The sequence below is a fragment of the Streptomyces sp. NPDC016851 genome (assembly GCF_055562795.1).
The window spans coordinates 35191-52791 of the sequence record NZ_JBVHEP010000018.1; the positions used below are offsets into that span (position 1 = coordinate 35191).

The 17601-nt window shown below is 71.5% G+C and carries 14 protein-coding genes; 6 read left to right on the forward strand and 8 right to left on the reverse strand.

Features of this window, described 5'->3' with window-relative positions:
• Nucleotides 1–3 precede the first annotated feature (3 nt).
• Genes ACZ3I3_RS26480 through ACZ3I3_RS26490 form a run of 3 tightly spaced genes read right to left on the reverse strand, consistent with a single transcriptional unit; the run spans nucleotide 4 to nucleotide 4551 of the window.
• A complete protein-coding gene (locus tag ACZ3I3_RS26480) occupies nucleotides 4–1953 on the reverse strand; it encodes an ABC transporter permease/substrate-binding protein (RefSeq protein WP_467369057.1) in 1950 nt (649 codons plus the stop codon).
• Nucleotides 1943–3487, reverse strand: a complete 1545-nt coding sequence (locus ACZ3I3_RS26485; RefSeq protein ID WP_467369059.1) for a sugar ABC transporter ATP-binding protein — start codon at nucleotides 3485–3487, stop codon at nucleotides 1943–1945. The genes ACZ3I3_RS26480 and ACZ3I3_RS26485 overlap by 11 nt, the downstream gene beginning before the upstream one ends.
• Nucleotides 3484–4551, reverse strand: a complete 1068-nt coding sequence (locus ACZ3I3_RS26490; protein WP_467369061.1) for a LacI family DNA-binding transcriptional regulator — start codon at nucleotides 4549–4551, stop codon at nucleotides 3484–3486. The genes ACZ3I3_RS26485 and ACZ3I3_RS26490 overlap by 4 nt, the downstream gene beginning before the upstream one ends.
• A 188-nt stretch (nucleotides 4552–4739) precedes the next feature.
• Between ACZ3I3_RS26490 and ACZ3I3_RS26495 the strand changes: the two genes are divergently transcribed.
• Nucleotides 4740–5108 (forward strand): cupin domain-containing protein, encoded by a 369-nt coding sequence (locus ACZ3I3_RS26495; RefSeq protein ID WP_467369063.1) that lies wholly within the window; start codon nucleotides 4740–4742, stop codon nucleotides 5106–5108.
• 114 nt (nucleotides 5109–5222) lie between these two features.
• The gene (locus ACZ3I3_RS26500) at nucleotides 5223–5876 is read left to right on the forward strand and encodes a dihydrofolate reductase family protein (protein ID WP_467369065.1); all 654 of its coding nucleotides are present in this window, start codon (nucleotides 5223–5225) and stop codon (nucleotides 5874–5876) included.
• 7 nt (nucleotides 5877–5883) lie between these two features.
• Here ACZ3I3_RS26500 and ACZ3I3_RS26505 read toward each other — a convergent pair whose 3' ends face one another.
• Nucleotides 5884–6684, reverse strand: a complete 801-nt coding sequence (locus ACZ3I3_RS26505) for an MBL fold metallo-hydrolase (protein ID WP_467369067.1) — start codon at nucleotides 6682–6684, stop codon at nucleotides 5884–5886.
• An 88-nt stretch (nucleotides 6685–6772) separates the two neighbouring features.
• Here ACZ3I3_RS26505 and ACZ3I3_RS26510 point away from each other — a divergent pair, with 88 nt between their 5' ends.
• Together ACZ3I3_RS26510 and ACZ3I3_RS26515 are read left to right on the forward strand one after the other, a co-directional pair.
• A complete protein-coding gene (locus ACZ3I3_RS26510) occupies nucleotides 6773–7366 on the forward strand; it encodes a CGNR zinc finger domain-containing protein (protein ID WP_467369069.1) in 594 nt (197 codons plus the stop codon).
• A 34-nt stretch (nucleotides 7367–7400) separates the two neighbouring features.
• Nucleotides 7401–7661: a hypothetical protein gene (locus tag ACZ3I3_RS26515; RefSeq protein WP_399163736.1), complete on the forward strand. Its 261-nt coding sequence runs from the start codon at nucleotides 7401–7403 to the stop codon at nucleotides 7659–7661.
• A 37-nt stretch (nucleotides 7662–7698) separates the two neighbouring features.
• On the opposite strand, the gene uppS is transcribed toward ACZ3I3_RS26515, so the two are convergent.
• Genes uppS through ACZ3I3_RS26530 form a run of 3 tightly spaced genes read right to left on the reverse strand, consistent with a single transcriptional unit; the run spans nucleotide 7699 to nucleotide 10563 of the window.
• Nucleotides 7699–9582 (reverse strand): polyprenyl diphosphate synthase, encoded by a 1884-nt coding sequence (uppS, locus tag ACZ3I3_RS26520; protein ID WP_467369072.1) that lies wholly within the window; start codon nucleotides 9580–9582, stop codon nucleotides 7699–7701.
• 1 nt (nucleotide 9583) lies between these two features.
• Complete coding sequence (locus ACZ3I3_RS26525; RefSeq protein WP_467369074.1) at nucleotides 9584–9964, reverse strand: DUF6114 domain-containing protein; 381 nt, start codon at nucleotides 9962–9964, stop codon at nucleotides 9584–9586.
• Nucleotides 9961–10563: a DUF6230 family protein gene (locus ACZ3I3_RS26530; RefSeq protein ID WP_467369076.1), complete on the reverse strand. Its 603-nt coding sequence runs from the start codon at nucleotides 10561–10563 to the stop codon at nucleotides 9961–9963. Before ACZ3I3_RS26530 ends, ACZ3I3_RS26525 begins: the two co-directional genes overlap by 4 nt.
• A gap of 150 nt (nucleotides 10564–10713) precedes the next feature.
• Here ACZ3I3_RS26530 and recD2 point away from each other — a divergent pair, with 150 nt between their 5' ends.
• Complete coding sequence (recD2, locus tag ACZ3I3_RS26535) at nucleotides 10714–12987, forward strand: SF1B family DNA helicase RecD2 (RefSeq protein ID WP_467369078.1); 2274 nt, start codon at nucleotides 10714–10716, stop codon at nucleotides 12985–12987.
• 288 nt (nucleotides 12988–13275) lie between these two features.
• Complete coding sequence (locus ACZ3I3_RS26540) at nucleotides 13276–14565, forward strand: citrate synthase (RefSeq protein WP_363121849.1); 1290 nt, start codon at nucleotides 13276–13278, stop codon at nucleotides 14563–14565.
• A 637-nt stretch (nucleotides 14566–15202) separates the two neighbouring features.
• On the opposite strand, the gene ACZ3I3_RS26545 is transcribed toward ACZ3I3_RS26540, so the two are convergent.
• The gene (locus tag ACZ3I3_RS26545) at nucleotides 15203–17455 is read right to left on the reverse strand and encodes a heavy metal translocating P-type ATPase (protein WP_467369081.1); all 2253 of its coding nucleotides are present in this window, start codon (nucleotides 17453–17455) and stop codon (nucleotides 15203–15205) included.
• Between the last annotated feature and the right edge of the window lie 146 nt (nucleotides 17456–17601).

A 17601-nucleotide genomic window follows, 5' to 3' on the forward strand; every position in this document is an offset into this window, starting at 1 on the left:
ATGTCAGCCGCTGAACCCGGCCACGTTCTCCTTCGTGACCACCTTCACCGGCACCTTCACCGTCTCCTCGACCTTCTTCCCCTGGAGCGCCTTCAGCGCGTTGTCCACGGCGATCTTCCCGAGCTGGGACGGCTGCTGCGCCACGGACGCGTACAGCGTGCCGCCCTCGACCGCCTTCAGCCCGTCAGGCGTGCCGTCGAAGCCGACCACCGAGACCGACTTGCCGGCCTTGGAGCCCAGCGCCTTGATCGCGCCGAGCGCCATCTCGTCGTTGGCGGCGATGACGCCCTGGACGTCCGGGTGGGCCTGGAGCAGGTTCGACATCACGTCGAGGCCCTTGGTGCGGTCGAAGTCCGCGGGCTGCTGGGCGACGACCCGGATGCCCGGGTAGGCCTTGAGGCCGTTCGCGAAGCCCTGGGCGCGCTCACGGGCGGCGGAGGTGCCCGCCTGGCCCTGGAGGATCACGATCTTGCCCTTGCCGCCCAGCTTGTCGGCGATGCTCTTCGCGGCGAGTTCACCACCGGCGACGTTGTCGGAGGCGACCAGGGTGGCCGTCTTCGCGTCGTTGACGACGCGGTCGACGGCGATGACCGGGATCTTCGCCTTGTCGGCGGCCTGCACCGAGTTGCTCGCCGCGTCCGAGTCGACCGGGTTGACGATGATCGCGCCGAGTCCGGACGTGGTGAAGTTCTGGAGCTGGTTGGCCTGCTGGGAGGCGTCGTTCTGCGCGTCCGTGACGGTCAGGTCCACGCCCAGCTTTTTCGCTTCGGCCTGGGCGCCCGCCCGGATCTGCACGAAGAAGGGGTTGTTGAGGGTGGACAGCGACAGGCCCATCTTCGGGGTGCTCGCCGAGGAGGAGCCGTTGTGCAGGAAGGACGTGGCGCCGACGATCGCGACGGTGACGACGGCCGCGAGCGCGTAGGTCGTCGCCTGCTTGCCCTTGCCGCCGCCCGCGCCGCCCGCGACCGGTGTCACCCCGGCCTTGCGGCGCGCGGTGTCGAACAGCACGGCCAGCGCGATGACGACGCCGATGACGACCTGCTGCCAGAACGCGGACACGTTCAGCAGGTTCAGCCCGTTGCGCAGCACGGCAAGGATCAGTGCGCCGATCAGCGTGCCGGACGCCTTGCCCGTACCGCCCGCGAGGGACGCCCCGCCGATGACGACCGCGGCGATCGCGTCCAGCTCGTAGCCGTCGGCGGCCTGCGGCTGCGCGGAGGAGAGGCGGGCGGCGAGGACGACACCGGCGACGGCGGCGAAGACGCCCGAGAAGGCGTAGATCGCGAGCTTCTGCTTCTTCACGCGCAGGCCGGACAGCCGCGCGGCCTCCTCGTTGCCGCCGATCGCGTACATCGAGCGGCCGATGTACGTCCGGCCGAGCACGAACGCGGCGATCAGGCCCATCACGACCATGACGAGCAACGGCACCGGCAGCCAGCCGCCGAGCGTGTCCCCGAGGCGGGAGACGGAGTCGGGGAAGGCGATCGGGGTGCCCTCGGAGATGACGAGGGACAGGCCGCGGGCCGCGGACAGCATCGCCAGCGTCGCGATGAACGGCGGCAGCTTGCCGTAGGAGATCAGGATGCCGTTGACCAGGCCGCACGCGATACCGGTCGCTATGGCGAGCAGGACGGCGAGGAACACGGGGACGCCCGCCGAGGTGGCGCTCCAGGCGAGGACCGTGGCCGAGAGCGCGGCGACCGAGCCGACCGACAGGTCGATGCCCGCCGAGACGATCACGAAGGTGACGCCGAAGGCGAGGATGGCGGTGACGGCCGCCTGGATGCCGACGTTCAGGAGGTTGTCCGTCGTCAGGAAGTCGCCGGACAGCGCCGACATCGCGACGACGAGGACGATGAGCGCGGTGAGCGCGCCGTTGTCGAGCAGGAGACGGCGCAGGCCGCCCGAGGCGGCACTCGCGCCCGTCGTGCTCTTGAGCGTGTCAGTGGCCACGGGAGGCCTCCGTTCCGGTCGTGGTCGTGCTTGTGCTCGTGGTGGTCGGAGTGCTGACGGCGAGTGCCATCACGGCGTCCTGGGTCGCCTCGTCGGCGGAGAGTTCGCCGGCGATCCGGCCCTGCGCCATCACCAGCACCCGGTCGCTCATGCCGAGCACCTCGGGCAGATCGCTGGAGATCATCAGGACGGCCGCGCCGGCGGCGGTGAGTTCGTTGACCAGCTGGTAGATCTCGACCTTGGCGCCGACGTCGATGCCGCGCGTCGGCTCGTCGAGGATCAGCACCTTGGTGTCGGCGAGCAGCCACTTGCCGATGACGACCTTCTGCTGGTTGCCGCCGGAGAGCGTGCGCACGTGCTGGCCGAGTCCGGCCATCCGTACCCCGAGCTGCCCCGCGATCCGCTCGGCGGCCTCGCGCTGCCCCTTGAGGTCGACGAGCCCCGCCCGCGTGGCCGAGCGCAGCGTCACCAGACCGAGGTTCTCCTCGACCGACGCGTCCAGCACCAGGCCCTGGCCCTTGCGGTCCTCGGGGATGAGCCCGATGCCCGCGGTCATCGCCGCGTTGACGTCGTCCTTGCGGATCGCGGAACCGGCGACCTTCACGGCCCCCTTGTCGTACGGGTCCGCCCCGAACACGGCCCGTACGACCTCCGTACGGCCGGCGCCGACCAGGCCCGCGATGCCGACCACCTCACCGGCGTGCACCTCGAAGCTGACGTCGTGGAAGACACCGTCGCGGGTGAGTCCCTCGACGGACAGCAACGCGGGGCCGCGCTCGGCCCGTTCGCGCGGATACTGCTGCTCGATCGAGCGCCCCACCATGAGCCGGACGAGTTCGTCCTCGGGCGTGGCGGCGGGCACCTGCCCGACGCTCCTGCCGTCCCGGAGGACCGTCACCCGGTCACCCAGGGCGGCGATCTCCTCCAGGTGGTGCGTGATGAAGACGATTCCGACGCCGTCCTCGCGCAGCGTGCGCACGATCGCGAAGAGCTTGTCGACCTCCTCGGAGGTGAGCACGGCGGTCGGCTCGTCCATGATGAGCACCCGCGCGTCCAGGCTGAGGGCCTTGGCGATCTCGACCATCTGCAGCCGCGCGATACCGAGTTCGCGCACCCGCGCGCGGGGCGACACCTTCACGCCCACGCGCGCGAGGAGCGCCTCGGCGTCGGCCTCCATCCGCTTCCGGTCGATCACCCCGAACCGGCGCGGCTGCCGCCCCAGGAAGAGGTTCTCGGCGACCGTCAGATCCGGAACGAGGTTGAACTCCTGGTAGATGGTGGCGATCCCGAGCCGCTCGGAGTCCTGCGCACCGTGGATGCGCACCTCCTCGCCGCCGACCAGGATCCGCCCGGCGTCGGGAGTGTAGGCGCCGGAGAGCATCTTGATGAGGGTGCTCTTGCCCGCGCCGTTCTCACCGAGCAGCACATGCACCTCGCCCCGGCGCAGGTCGAAGTCCACGCCGTCCAGCGCGACCACACCCGGGAAGGTCTTGCGTATGCCCTCGATGCGCAGCAACTCGTCCGCGTTGCTCACGAATGGCTCCTGTTCTCTGCGGGGGGCTGCACAGCGGGGGCCTGTGCAGAGTCCGGCTCCGGGGAGGCCGGATACGGCTCGCCGCACGAGCGGCGTACGACGAGCCGGGCGGGGAGGGTGACGGACTCGCCGGGCCGCCCCTCGATCCGGTCGACCAGCGCGCGCACGGCGGCCCGCCCCAGCTCACCGGTCGGCTGGGCGATCGCCGTGATCGGCGGATCGGTGTGCACGAACCAGGGGATGTCGTCGAACGCGGCCAGCGCGATGTCGTCCGGCACGCGCAGACCACGCGCGCGTACGGCGTCCAGCGCGCCGAGCGCCATCAGGTTGTCGGCCGCGAAGACGACCTCGGGCGGCTCGGCCAGGTCGAGGAACCCCTCGGTGACCCGGCGCCCGCTCTCGGCCTGGAAGTCGCCCTGCCCTATGTAGGCGTCGGGCAGGCCGAGCCCGTACTCCTGGAGGGCCTCCCGGAAGGCCTCCACGCGCTCGCGTCCGGTCGTGGTCGCCGCCGGGCCCGCGATGATCGCGACCCGCCGGTGCCCGAGCCCGTGCAGATGCGCCACGAGGTCCCGGACGGCGGCCTGTCCGTCCGCCCGGACCACCGGCACGTCCACGCCCGGGATCCACCGGTCCACGAACACCATGGGCGTCCCGGCCCGGACCGCGTCCAGCATCAGCGGCGAGCCGCCGTCCGTCGGGGAGACGAGCAGCCCGTCGATCCGCCGGTCCAGCAGGTTGCGGACGTGGTGGTCCTGGAGGTCGGGCCGCTCGTCGGCGTTGCCGATGATGACGCTGTAGCCGAGCGCGCGGGCCTCCTCCTCGACGGAGCGGGCCAGTTCGGTGAAGTAGGGGTTCAGTACGTCGCTGATGACCAGGCCGAGGGTGTGGGTCTGGTCGGTGCGCAGGGAGCGGGCGACGGCGTTCGGGCGGTAGCCCAGGGACTCGACGGCGGCCAGCACGCGGGTGCGTGCGTCGGCGCTGACCGACGGGTGGTCGTTCAGGACGCGCGAGACCGTGGCGACGGATACGCCGGCCTCGGCAGCGACGTCCTTGATGCTGGCCACCGCCGCTCCACCTCCTCGTGGAATCGATTACATCGACGGGTGGATGGAATCGATTACACGCCGGTAAATCAAGACCCCGAGGGGACCTCTTGACCGGATCGTGATGTCGCGGGCCGCTCCGTGGCGGTTCAGGGTGGAGGGAGGAGATCCGTTGTCGCGAGGCCCGGGCGGGCCGGAGCGGAGGAGACATGACGGCGGCGACTCGGAACGACGTGCCCGTGGCCATCGAGGGCAACGGCGTGGAACTGCGCCTCATGCCGATCGGGGGCGGCATGTCGGTGGGCTACATCAGCCTGCCCCAGGGCACGGACATGGGCCCGGCCCTCAAGGGCCTGCCCGACGACGCGTGCCAGGTCCCCCACTGGGGCTATCTGCTGAAGGGCCGGATCAGGATGCGCACGGCCTCCGGCGAGGAGGAGGAGTACGAGGCGGGCCAGGCGTACTACTGGGGCCCCGGCCATGTCCCGGTCGCCCTGGAGGACAGCGAGTTCGTGGAGTTCTCGCCGACCGAGGACTTCCAGCAGGTGATCGAGCACGTGGTCGCGCAGGCCGGGTGAGGGCGGGGCCCCGGCGGGCCGGGAGGGAGATCTCCGGGCCGCCGATGAGTTTCGCCGCCCCGGGCGGTCCATCCCTCGACGACCACAGGCATCGCCCACCACAGGAGGAGCGCCGTGCCTCAGCCGCAGCTACTGCGCGTGCAGAACTTCAACGTCTCGAGTGACGGATTCGGTGCCGGTGAGCACCAGAGCTTGGAGCGGCCCTTCGGGCACGCCGACCCGGGGCAGATGTTCGCCTGGGCCGGTGCCACGGCGAGCTGGCCCAACCGCACCGACCCCGGCGGGAGCCGCGGTCTCGACGACTACTTGACGCGCGACTTCGCCAACAACATCGGCGCCGAGATCATGGGCCGCAACAAGTTCAGCCCCCATCGCGGGCCGTGGCAGGACCACGAGTGGAAGGGCTGGTGGGGTGACGAACCCCCGTTCCACACGCCCGTGTTCGTCATGACCCACCACGAGCGCCCGTCGTTCACGCTGTCCGACACCACGTTCCACTTCGTCGGCGGGGACCCGGCCGACGTCCTGGAGCGGGCGCGCGAGGCGGCCGGCGGCAAGGATGTCCGGCTCGGCGGCGGGGCGGCCACCATCCGGGAGTTCCTCGACGCCGACCTGGTCGACACGCTGCACGTGGCGGTCTCGCCCGACGTGGTCATCGGGTCCGGCTCACGGCTCTGGGAGTCCCCGGAGGAGCTGTTCGACCGCTTCCACTGCGATGTGGTGCCGAGCCCCAGCGGGGTGGTCCATCACCTGTTCTGGAGGAAGTGACGGCAGGTCAGGCGCCCTTGCCCCAGTCCAGCCGGTCGGCGAGCCCGGCGGCGGCGAAGGCGGCCTCCAACGCGTCGCGCCCCTCGGTGAAGTGGGCCCAGCTGTCGTAGTGGACGGGCACGACCCGGCGGGCACCGAGGATCCGCGTGGCCTCGGCGGCCATGGCGCTGTCCAGGACGATGACCTGGTTGTCGAAGAGGCCGGCGAAGCGGGGGGCGCCCGCGAAGAGCACGGCGGTGTCGACGGGCCCGAACCGGCGGGCGATCTCGCGGACCGCGTCGAGTGAGGCGTTGTCGCCGCTGACGTAGACGGTGGGCAGTCCCTCGCCGGTCAGGACGAAGCCGACGACCTGGCCGGCGATCGGCTCGACCTCCTCGCGGGGGCCGGGGCCGTGCACGGCCGGGACGCCGGTCACGGTGACCGTGCCGCCGCCGGGGCGCTCCACTTCGACGGACGCCCAGTCGGCCAGGCCCCTGACCTTCTCTCCCAGGCTCTCGCGCAGACGCTCGCCGCCGCCGGGCGTGGTCAGGGTGAGGGGTATGCCGGTGAGCAGGGCCCGGCCGGAGGTGTCGAGGTTGTCGGGGTGCTCGTCGTGGGAGAGCAGCACCACGTCGATGTCGCCGAGGTCGGCCGGGCTGACGGTGGAGGGCGCGGTCTTGGTCAGGGGCGGGCCGTCACCGGGGTAGTCGCCGGGAGCGTCGAAGGTCGGGTCGGTCAGGAAGCGCAGGCCGCCGTACTCGAAGAGGGCGGTCGGGCCGCCGAAGACGCGGACGGGGAAGGGGGCGGTCGTCGCGGGAAGCGCAGACATGAAAGAATCCTCACGGATAGGTGCGTTCGAACCGTGAGGCGACCGTAGCTGCTTCTCACGGATGCGCGCAAGCCGTACCATGAGACGTATGCAGGAGCCCGTGATCGACCAGCCCGCCCCGCCGCCCGCGCAGGGCGAGGAGGAACACCCCTCCCTCGCCCTCGTCAACAGCGCGATCGCCCTGCCCGGCGGGCACACGGTCGACCTCCTGGGCACCCCCGCGCAGACGAACCACTGGCTCACCCAGCGCGGCCTCGCCCCGGTCGACGCCGACATGCGGGAGATGTGCGCGACCCAACTGCGCTCCCTGCGCGAACAGATCAGGTCGCTGTTCGCCGCCCGCGCCGAAGGCCTGCCCGCCCTCCCCGCGGCCGTGGCGGCCGTCAACGACGCGATGACCCGGGTCCCCACGGCCCCGCTGCTGCGGTGGGACGACAAGACCGGCCCCTACCGCACCGCCCCCCACCCCACCACCGCGATCGTCGACCTGGCCCTGGCCACGCTCGCCGCCGACGCCGCCGACCTGCTCACGTCCCCCGACGCCGAACGCCTCACCGCCTGCGGCTCCCCGCCCTGCAACCGCTACCTGCTCCGCCACGGCCGCCGCCACTGGTGCTCCACCCGCTGCGGCGACCGCGCCCGCGCGGCCCGCGCCTACGCCCGCCGCAGCACCCCGCGATGACTCGATCACTTCCCTCGTATGGGACGGTTCGACCATGACCAGCGACTACGACCGTCTCCGTAACGGCATCGAGTTCATGACCGCCTACGTCTCCGGCAACGACCTGCTGACGGCCTACGTGACAGAACGACGGCGCGAGGACCCCATGGCGACCGAGGCCCTCATGGACGGGGCGGCGGCCTTGTGCGCCCTGTTGCTGCGCAAGATGGCCCGGGACGTCGGCAAGACCGAGCACGAACTGCTCCAGGAACTGGCCCGCGGCACCCACCGGCACGAGCGGCAGTCCGAAGAGTGACTCCGGGCCTGACCGCCGGCCCTGGCGAACCGTCGGATCACGCCCTGTCCGCGGGCCGCGCCTGGGCGGGGATACGGGGGATGGAGCCATAGCGGCGCGTGCGGCGGGCGTACTGCTCGATCGCGCCCCAGAGGTCGCGGCGGTCCACCTCCGGCCACGGGGTGTCGAGGAACAGCAGCTCGGCGTAGGTGGCCTGCCAGGGCAGGAAGTTGGAGGTGCGCTGGTCGCCTCCGGTGCGCAGCAGCAGGTCGACGTCGGGTAGTTCCGGGACGTGCAGGTGACGGGCGAAGGCGTGCTCGGAGACCGAGGCGGGGTCGATCCGCCCGGCGACCGCCTCTTGGGCGAGATGCGCGGCGGCTGCCGTGATCTCGGCCCGGCCGCCGTAGTTGAGGCACACGGTCAGGGTGAGCCCGGTGCGGTCGCGGCTGCCTTGCTCCGCCTCGACGAGTGCCTCGATGACGTCGGCCGGCAGGCGCGAGCGCAGTCCGGCCCAGCGCACGCGGACGTCCAGCGGCTCGGCGTCGTCCGTGATCCGGCGCAGCTGCCGGGGGATCTCGTGCATCAGCGCGTGCAGTTCGTCGGCCGGGCGTTTCCAGTTCTCGGTGGAGAACGCGTACACGGTCAGGTACTCGATGCCGATCTCCAGGGCGCCGTGGACGACGTCGACCAGTGCGTCGGCGCCCGCCCGGTGGCCCTCGGTGCGCGGCAGGCCTTGGGCGGTGGCCCAGCGGCCGTTGCCGTCCATCACGATCGCGACGTGGCGCGGCACGGACCCGGCGGGCAGCAGGGGCGGGCGGGCGCCGGACGGGTGCGGTGCCGGCGGGGCGACCGGTCGCCGCTCGGCGGCGAGAGAGCCCGCTCGGGCCGCGAGCGGGCGCACTGCGCCGGCCCCGGTGAGCCCTGCGGGCGGGCAGGCCGGTTCCGGCGGCGGGCAGGGCCGTACGGGGAACGGGAACAGGCTCCAGGCCACCGCGGCCCGCGCCCGGGCGGGCAGCAGCACGCGCAGCCGGGCCCCTCGCGGCAGGGCCGGGCGCCGGTGCAGCAGCGCGGCCGGGGCATCGGCGGCGGCCCTGAGACGGAGCCGGTACAGGTCTGTGTAAGCGCCGAGCGCGACGCCGACCGCCGGGTGCAGCACGGGAGGCACCGGTGTCCGGTCCAGCCAGCCGCGGGCCCGGTCGGCCAGGCGGCGCACCAGTTCTTCGAAGGCCGGGGTACTGCGCCGGGTCAGCAGGTCCGCGCGGCGCACGCCGGCCTCGTCCAGGGCCTCCTGCGGCAGCGGCACATGGCCGTCGTCCAGGTCCTCGGAGAGGTCGACGAGGGCGTCGGTGAGGATGATGGCGTCGGCTGCCGTCTGCCACGCCACCGCCGCCTCCGGTACGCCCGAGGCGATCGCCTCGGGTTCGGCCGACAGGCCCGCGACCCGCATCATCAGCGAGGCCGCGCGCAGCACGAACGGGGTGGTGACCAGGCTGTTGTAGCGGCGCCACTCCTGCCACGTGGCGAACCGGCGCCCCTGGACGTCCAGGCGCAGCTGCTCGAACTGGGTGTGCATGAACCCCGGCGGCAGGTTCCACGTGAGCATGGTGTGGATCAGCGCCTGCCGTACCGGGTCGGAGCTGCGGCCGTCGCGCAGGTCGGCGTCGAAGGCCGAGATCCACGCCTCCAGCCGCTCGGCGCGTCCGGCATCCTTCGTGTCCGACGGCTGCGCCGTGTCCGCCAGACAGTCCACCGTCACCCCGGCGCCGTACAACGCCCAGGTGGCGATCCGCAGCGGCGGCGGCAGCAGCAGCGAGACGGCGTACTCGATCTCGCCCCTGGCGCGGGTGGCGCGGCGGCATGCCTCGTAGCCGCGGCGCAGGACCGGGTCGTGGATGCCGCTGCACTGGTAGACCCGGACGGGGTTCACGGGGGAATGCCTCATCTCACGCCTCCTCTTGGGCTGAGGGCGCCTGCTGGGGGATCCAGGCCAGGGCCAGGGCGCTGCCGACGGCGGTGAGCAGGAAGCCGAGAAGCAGGCCGCCGAGGTTGGCGGCGACCAGGCTGACCAGGGACAGGACGGCGGCCAGGACGCCGGAGAAGTAGCGCAGCGCCGGGTTGTGCCACGTCGTCACACCGGCGACGACGAACAGGGCGCCCAGGGTCCACGACGCCGCGCCCGCGGTGCCGGTGAACCGCAGGAACCCCAGCCCCACCCAGGAGACAAAGATCAGCTCCAGCCCGCCGAGGGCGAGCAGCAGCCCCGCCGCGAAAGGGCGGCCCTGACGCCACGCGGGCCACCTTCCAGGTCGAACCGCGATCGTCATCGGGCCGCTCCCGGCGCGCAGTCGCCCTTGCCTTGGCGCAACTCGATGGCCACACCCTCGGAGGTGATCGTCCCGGCCGTGAAGGCATGCGGCTGCGTGGTCACCCCGCTCCCGCTGACCTTCTGCGCGCCGACGGTGAACAGGCCCGTGGGCCGGTCCAAAGACCTCTGCGGGGTGCCGAACCTGGCCCCGGACAGCTTCACCGACCCGGCGGTGGTCTTGCCCGTCTCCACGGTCAGCCCGGTGGCCGACGCGCGCTCGATCCGCACGACGGCCGTCACCGCGCCGACGACCGGCAGCTGAGCGGTGGAGGTCACGCAGACGTCCTGCACGGTGGCCCGCTCCACTCGCGTGGCCAGCGCCGGCAGCAGCCCGCCACGCCCGGAGGCGCCCGGAGAGGCAGAGACACCCGACCCGGCCACCCGAGCGGCGTGGACCGTGACCGGCACCTCCCCCGCGAACGCCACGGAGACGGCCCCCGCGGCGCTTCCGGTCAACAGGGCTGAGGCACCCAGGAGCAGGGGCGCCAGGGCTATGACGAAGCGCGGGCGGCTCGTCCGGCCGGTCCGCGCCGTCACGGGGCTGTAGTTCTTGATCACACCCGGCCCAACGACCGTACCGGACCGAAGTACTGCCGAACTCACCATCGGGCGATATGACATACGGATCCGCGTGCAGTGCTCAGCGCGCCGCATGCCCGCACCACAGGTGCCACTCCCGCTGTCACACCCCGGCGGTACGGTCGGATCATGCCCAACCAGACGGGACCCCCCGCCGGCGAACGGCGACTCGCCGTGCTCGAAGGCGTTCTCGAGCGGATCACGTACGCCAACGAGGAGAACGGCTACACGGTCGCCCGGGTCGACACCGGCAGAGGCGGCGGCGATCTGCTCACGGTCGTGGGCGCGCTGCTCGGCGCCCAGGTCGGGGAATCCCTGCGCATGGAGGGCCGCTGGGGCTCGCATCCCCAGTACGGCAAGCAGTTTCACGTGGAGAACTACACGACGGTCCTGCCCGCCACCGTCCAGGGCATCCGCCGCTACCTCGGCTCCGGCCTGGTCAAGGGCATCGGCCCGGTCTTCGCCGACCGGATCACGCAGCACTTCGGGCTGGACACCCTCCAGATCATCGAGGAGGAGCCCAAGCGACTCATCGAGGTCCCCGGTCTCGGGCCCAAGCGGACGAAGAAGATCGCCGACGCCTGGGAGGAACAGAAGGCCATCAAGGAGGTCATGCTCTTCCTCCAGACGGTCGAGGTGTCCACGTCCATCGCGGTGCGGATCTACAAGAAGTACGGCGACGCGTCCATCTCCGTCGTGAAGAACCAGCCCTACCGCCTCGCCGCCGACGTCTGGGGCATCGGCTTCCTCACCGCCGACAAGATCGCCCAGTCCGTCGGCATCCCGCACGACAGCCCGGAGCGCGTCAAGGCGGGCCTGCAGTACGCGCTGTCGCAGTCCACCGACCAGGGTCACTGTTTCCTCCCGGAGGAGCAGCTGATCAAGGACGCGGTCAAGCTCCTCCAGGTCGACACGGGCCTGGTCATCGAGTGCCTCGCCGAGCTGGCCGAGCCCGCGGAGGACGGCGAGGAGCCCGGTGTCGTACGGGAGAGGGTCCCGGGCCCTGACGGCGGCGAGCCCGTCACCGCGGTCTACCTCGTGCCCTTCCACCGCGCCGAACTCTCCCTCTCCGCCCAGCTGCTGCGCCTCCTGCGCACGGAGGAGGACCGGATGCCGGGCTTCCGGGCGGTGGCCTGGGACAAGGCCCTCGGCTGGCTGAGAACACGCACCGGCGTCGACCTCGCCCCCGAGCAGGAGGCCGCCGTCAAGCTCGCCCTGACGGAGAAGGTCGCCGTCCTCACCGGCGGCCCCGGCTGCGGCAAGTCCTTCACGGTCCGCTCCATCGTGGAGCTGGCCCGCGCCAAGAGGGCGAAGGTCGTGCTCGCCGCCCCGACCGGCCGGGCCGCCAAGCGCCTGTCCGAGCTCACCGGCGCCGAGGCCTCCACGGTCCACCGCCTGCTGGAGCTGAAGCCCGGCGGCGACGCGGCCTACGACCGGGACCGCCCGCTCGACGCCGACCTGGTGGTGGTCGACGAGGCGTCCATGCTGGACCTCCTCCTCGCCAACAAGCTGGTGAAGGCCGTCCCTCCGGGGGCGCATCTGCTCTTCGTCGGGGACGTGGACCAGCTGCCCAGCGTCGGCGCGGGGGAGGTGCTGCGCGACCTCCTCGCCGACGGGGGCCCGATCCCCGCCGTCCGCCTCACCCGGGTCTTCCGCCAGGCCCAGCAGTCAGGCGTGGTGACGAACGCGCACCGGATCAACGCCGGCCAACACCCCCTCACCGACGGCATGAAGGACTTCTTCCTCTTCGTCGAGGACGACACGGAGGAGGCGGGGCGGCTCACGGTGGACGTGGCGGCGCGGCGGATCCCCGCCAAGTTCGGGCTGGACCCCCGCCGGGACGTGCAGGTCCTGGCGCCCATGCACCGCGGCCCGGCCGGGGCCGGCACCCTCAACGGCCTGCTCCAGCAGGCCGTCACACCCGCCCGCCCCGACCTCCCCGAGAAGCGGTTCGGCGGCCGTGTCTTCCGCGTCGGCGACAAGGTCACGCAGATCCGCAACAACTACGAGAAGGGCGAGAACGGCGTCTTCAACGGCACGGTCGGGGTGGTCACTTCCCTCAACCTCGACGACCAGCGGCTGACGGTGCGGACGGACGAGGACGAGGAGGTGCCGTACGAGTTCGACGAACTCGACGAGCTCGCCCACGCGTACGCGGTGACGATCCACCGCTCCCAGGGCAGTGAGTACCCCGCTGTCGTCATCCCGGTCACCACCGGGGCCTGGATGATGCTCCAGCGCAACCTGCTGTACACGGCGGTCACCCGGGCGAAGAAGCTGGTGGTGCTGGTCGGATCGCGCAAGGCCCTGGGCCAGGCGGTCCGTACGGTGTCCGCGGGGCGGCGGTGCACGGCACTGGACTTCCGCCTGTCCGGAGGCCGGCTCCCGGAGGGGTCACACTGACGCCGACGCGTTCACGCGCTGCCGGGGAACGTCGTGCCCTGGCCCCGGGGCCTCGGCGCCGGCCCCCATGGGCCTGGAGCAGAAAAATGATCGATCAAACAAGTCGGAAAGGTCACACAGTGCTTTCCTGGGGAGGGCTGGAGGGGGCAGGATGGACAGGTTGGCGGCACTCAGTGCCGCCGATAGGCCCAGTGGTCGACCCCGAGTGCACTCTCCTGCGCCACATGGGGGATGGTAGAGACAGTCAGGGCACCTCGAAGAAGAGGCACAACGTCGGTGAGGGATGACGTGAGCGACAACTCTGTAGTACTGCGGTACGGCGACGGCGAGTACACCTACCCGGTGATCGACAGCACCGTCGGTGACAAGGGCTTCGACATCGGCAAGCTCCGCGCCCAGACCGGTCTGGTGACGCTGGACAGCGGGTACGGCAACACCGCCGCCTACAAATCCGCCGTCACCTACCTGGACGGCGAAGCGGGCATCCTGCGGTACCGCGGCTACCCGATCGAGCAGCTGGCCGAGCGCTCCACCTTCCTGGAGGTCGCCTACCTGCTGATCAACGGCGAGCTGCCGACCGTCGACGAGCTCTCGACGTTCAAGAACGACATCACGCAGCACACCCTGCTGCACGAGGACGTCAAGAACTTCTACAAGGGCTTCCCGCGCGACGCCCACCCGATGGCCATGCTGTCCTCGGTCGTCTCGGCGCTGTCCACGTTCTACCAGGACAGCCACAACCCGTTCGACGAGCGCCAGCGCAACCTCTCCACGATCCGTCTGCTCGCCAAGCTCCCGACGATCGCGGCGTACGCGTACAAGAAGTCGATCGGCCACCCGTTCGTCTACCCGCGCAACGACCTCGGCTACGTCGAGAACTTCCTCCGGATGACCTTCTCGGTTCCGGCGCAGGAGTACGACCTCGACCCCACCGTGGTCTCCGCGCTCGACAAGCTGCTGATCCTGCACGCGGACCACGAGCAGAACTGTTCGACCTCCACGGTCCGCCTGGTCGGCTCCTCGCAGGCGAACATGTTCGCCTCGATCTCCGCCGGCATCAACGCGCTGTGGGGCCCGCTGCACGGCGGCGCCAACCAGTCCGTGCTGGAGATGCTGGAGGGCATCCGCGACTCCGGCGGTGACGTCGACTCCTTCATCCGCAAGGTGAAGAACAAGGAGGACGGCGTCCGCCTGATGGGCTTCGGCCACCGGGTCTACAAGAACTTCGACCCGCGCGCCAAGATCATCAAGGCCGCCGCGCACGACGTGCTGTCCGCCCTCGGCAAGTCCGACGAGCTGCTGGACATCGCGCTGAAGCTGGAAGAGCACGCGCTCTCCGACGATTACTTCGTCTCGCGCAGCCTCTACCCGAACGTCGACTTCTACACCGGCCTGATCTACCGGGCCATGGGCTTCCCGACCGAGATGTTCACGGTCCTGTTCGCCCTCGGCCGGCTGCCGGGCTGGATCGCCCAGTGGCACGAGATGATCAAGGAGCCGGGCTCCCGCATCGGCCGCCCGCGCCAGATCTACACGGGCGTCGTCGAGCGCGACTTCGTGCCCGTCGAGGAGCGCTGAGGCGCAAGTCCGCTCGGCCCCCGTATCCGCTCGTGCGGGTGCGGGGGCTCTTGCGTTACCTGCGGCGCGAGAAGGCCGCAGTGGCGGCAGACAAAACCGGAGTGGCGGCAAAGAAAAGAAGGCGCCCTGTCGCCGGTCCCCCCACGGGCCGACGACCAGGGCGCCTTCCCAGTCCCGGTACGGATTCCCCCCACGGGATCCGGCCGGGCGTCTGTGAGGACAGCGCCTGAATCGCTGTGAGCACAACGAGCGAAACTCGCCGTACTGCGGGTGTGCGGTCTGCCGGGACAACGCACGACCGGGAGGGCCGCTCAAAGCTTCCCGGTGTACGTGCCCCGGCAACGCATCTCTGGAGAAGTCCCCCAAGACATCTCCAGATGCCAGGTGACGCCCCCCAAGACGCTCCCTGACATCGTCAACTTAGACCTTCGAACCCCTTCGATGGTTACGTTCACATCACTGTGATCTGCGTCTCTTGCGTATGTCCGGTAGATACGCAAGAGCCCGGATATGCCGTCCGGGGCTCAAGCGTAAGGATGATGCGCGAGCCTTGTGAAGAGCTTATGTGAGCCGGGCCCGGGACTCCAGAGGGGCTCATATCACGTTCGCCGTGAACTTAGGGCGAATTCGGGGGACTTCACCGGAATGTCCGGAGCCGGAGACTGTTCGTGACGACGAAGACCGACGAGAAGGCCATCGCGGCCCCGGCGATCATCGGGTTCAGCAGCCCCGCGGCGGCCAGTGGCAGCGCGGCGACGTTGTAGCCGAAGGCCCACACGAGGTTGCCCTTGATCGTGGCCAGCGTCCGGCGGGACAGCCGGATCGCGTCCGCGGCCACCCGCAGGTCGCCGCGCACCAGCGTCAGATCGCCCGCCTCGATCGCCGCGTCCGTGCCGGTACCCATGGCCAGGCCCAGGTCGGCGGTGGCGAGCGCGGCCGCGTCGTTGACGCCGTCACCCACCATGGCGACGACCCGCCCCTCGGCCTGCAGCCGCCGTACGGCGTCGACCTTGTCCTCGGGCAGGACCTCCGCGATCACCCGGTCGATCCCGACGGCCTCGGCCACCGCATCGGCCACCGCCCGGTTGTCCCCGGTCAGCAGCACCGGCGTGAGCCCCAGTGCGCGCAGCTCCCGCACCGCCTCCGCGCTGGTCTCCTTGACCGCGTCCGCCACGGCCAGCACGGCCTTCGCCGTCCCGTCCCAGCCGGCCAGGACGGCCGTACGGCCGTCCCGTTCGGCCTCGTCCCGCGCACGGGCCAGCTCCGGCGGTACGTCGTCGAAGAGCCGCCCCACGGCGACCTCACGGCCCTCCACGCGCCCCCGTACGCCCCGGCCGGGGACGTTCTCGAAGTCCTCGACGTCCGGGAGCTGTCCGGCCCTCTCCGCGGCGCCCAGCGCGATCGCCCGGGCCACGGGGTGCTCGGAGGCGTGCTCGACGGCGCCCGCCAGCCGCAGCACCTCCTTCTCGTCGGCACCCTCGGCGACATGGACCTCCTGGAGCGTCATCCGGCCCGTGGTGACCGTGCCGGTCTTGTCCAGGACGACCGTGTCGATCCGGCGCGTGGACTCCAGGACCTCCGGGCCCTTGATGAGGATGCCGAGCTGGGCGCCGCGGCCGGTGCCGACCATCAGCGCGGTCGGGGTGGCCAGGCCCAGGGCGCACGGGCAGGCGATGATCAGGACCGCGACCGCGGCGGTGAACGCGGCGACGCCGTCACCGGTCATCCCCAGCCAGGCCCCGGCCGTGGCGGCGGCGATCAGCAGGACCACCGGCACGAAGACGCCGGCGATCCGGTCGGCGAGCCGCTGCACCTCGGCCTTGCCGTTCTGCGCGTCCTCCACCAGCTTCGCCATCCGCGCGAGCTGCGTGTCGGCGCCGATCCGGGTGGCCTCGACGACGAGCCGCCCGCCCGCGTTGACGGTCGCGCCGGTGACCGCGTCCCCGGCCGTCACGTCCACCGGCACGGACTCGCCGGTCAGCATGGAGGCGTCCACCGCGGAGGCGCCTTCCACGACCGTGCCGTCCGTGGCGACCTTCTCGCCCGGCCGTACGACGAACCGGTCGCCGACGGCCAGCCGCTGCGCCGGGATCCGCACCTCACGCCCGTCCCGCAGGACGGCCACCTCCTTGGCGCCCAGTTCCATCAGCGCCTTGAGGGCCGCTCCCGCACGGCGCTTGGAGCGCGCCTCCAGGTAGCGGCCCAGCAGGATGAACGCCGTGACGCCGGAGGCGACCTCCAGGTAGATCGAGGAGGCGCCGTCGCCGCGCGAGACCGTGAGCTCGAAGGGGTGCCGCATGCCGGGCATGCCCGCGTCGCCGAGGAACAGGGCCCACAGGGACCAGCCGAACGCGGCCAGCGTGCCGAGGGAGACCAGCGTGTCCATGGTGGCGGCGCCGTGCCGGACGTTCGTCCAGGCCGCCCGATGGAAGGGCAGCCCGCCCCAGGCGACGACCGGGGCGGCGAGGGTGAGCGAGAGCCACTGCCAGTTGTCGAACTGGAGCGCTGGGATCATGGCCAGCAGGATGACCGGCACGGCGAGGGCGGCGGAGACGGCGAGGCGGCGGCGCAGGGCCGACAGCTCGGGGTCCTCCCCGGCGGCGTGCGTGCCGTCGGCGGGCTCCTCCTCGCGCGCGGGCGCGGGCTCCTCGGCGGTGTACCCGGTCTTCACCACGGTCGCGATCAGGTCGGCGACCTCGGTGCCCGCGGGGTAGGTGACCCGGGCCTTCTCCGTCGCGTAGTTCACCGTGGCGGTGACGCCGTCCATGCGGTTGAGCTTCTTCTCGACGCGGGCCGCGCAGGAGGCGCAGGTCATCCCGCCGATGAGCAGCTCGACCTCGGCGAGCGCCGGCTCGCGGTCGGCCGGCGCCTTGGCGGTGGTGCTGGTCATGTCCGTACTCCAGGAGTTGCGGTGCGCCCGGGAAGCGGGGCGGGCCGTACGGGCCGGGGGCGGCGGCGTACGGCCCTCACGTCGGTACGAGTGCCAGGGGTGGGGTGTCTCAGGCCCGGCCGACAGTCCGAAGTTCTTGGGCCTGT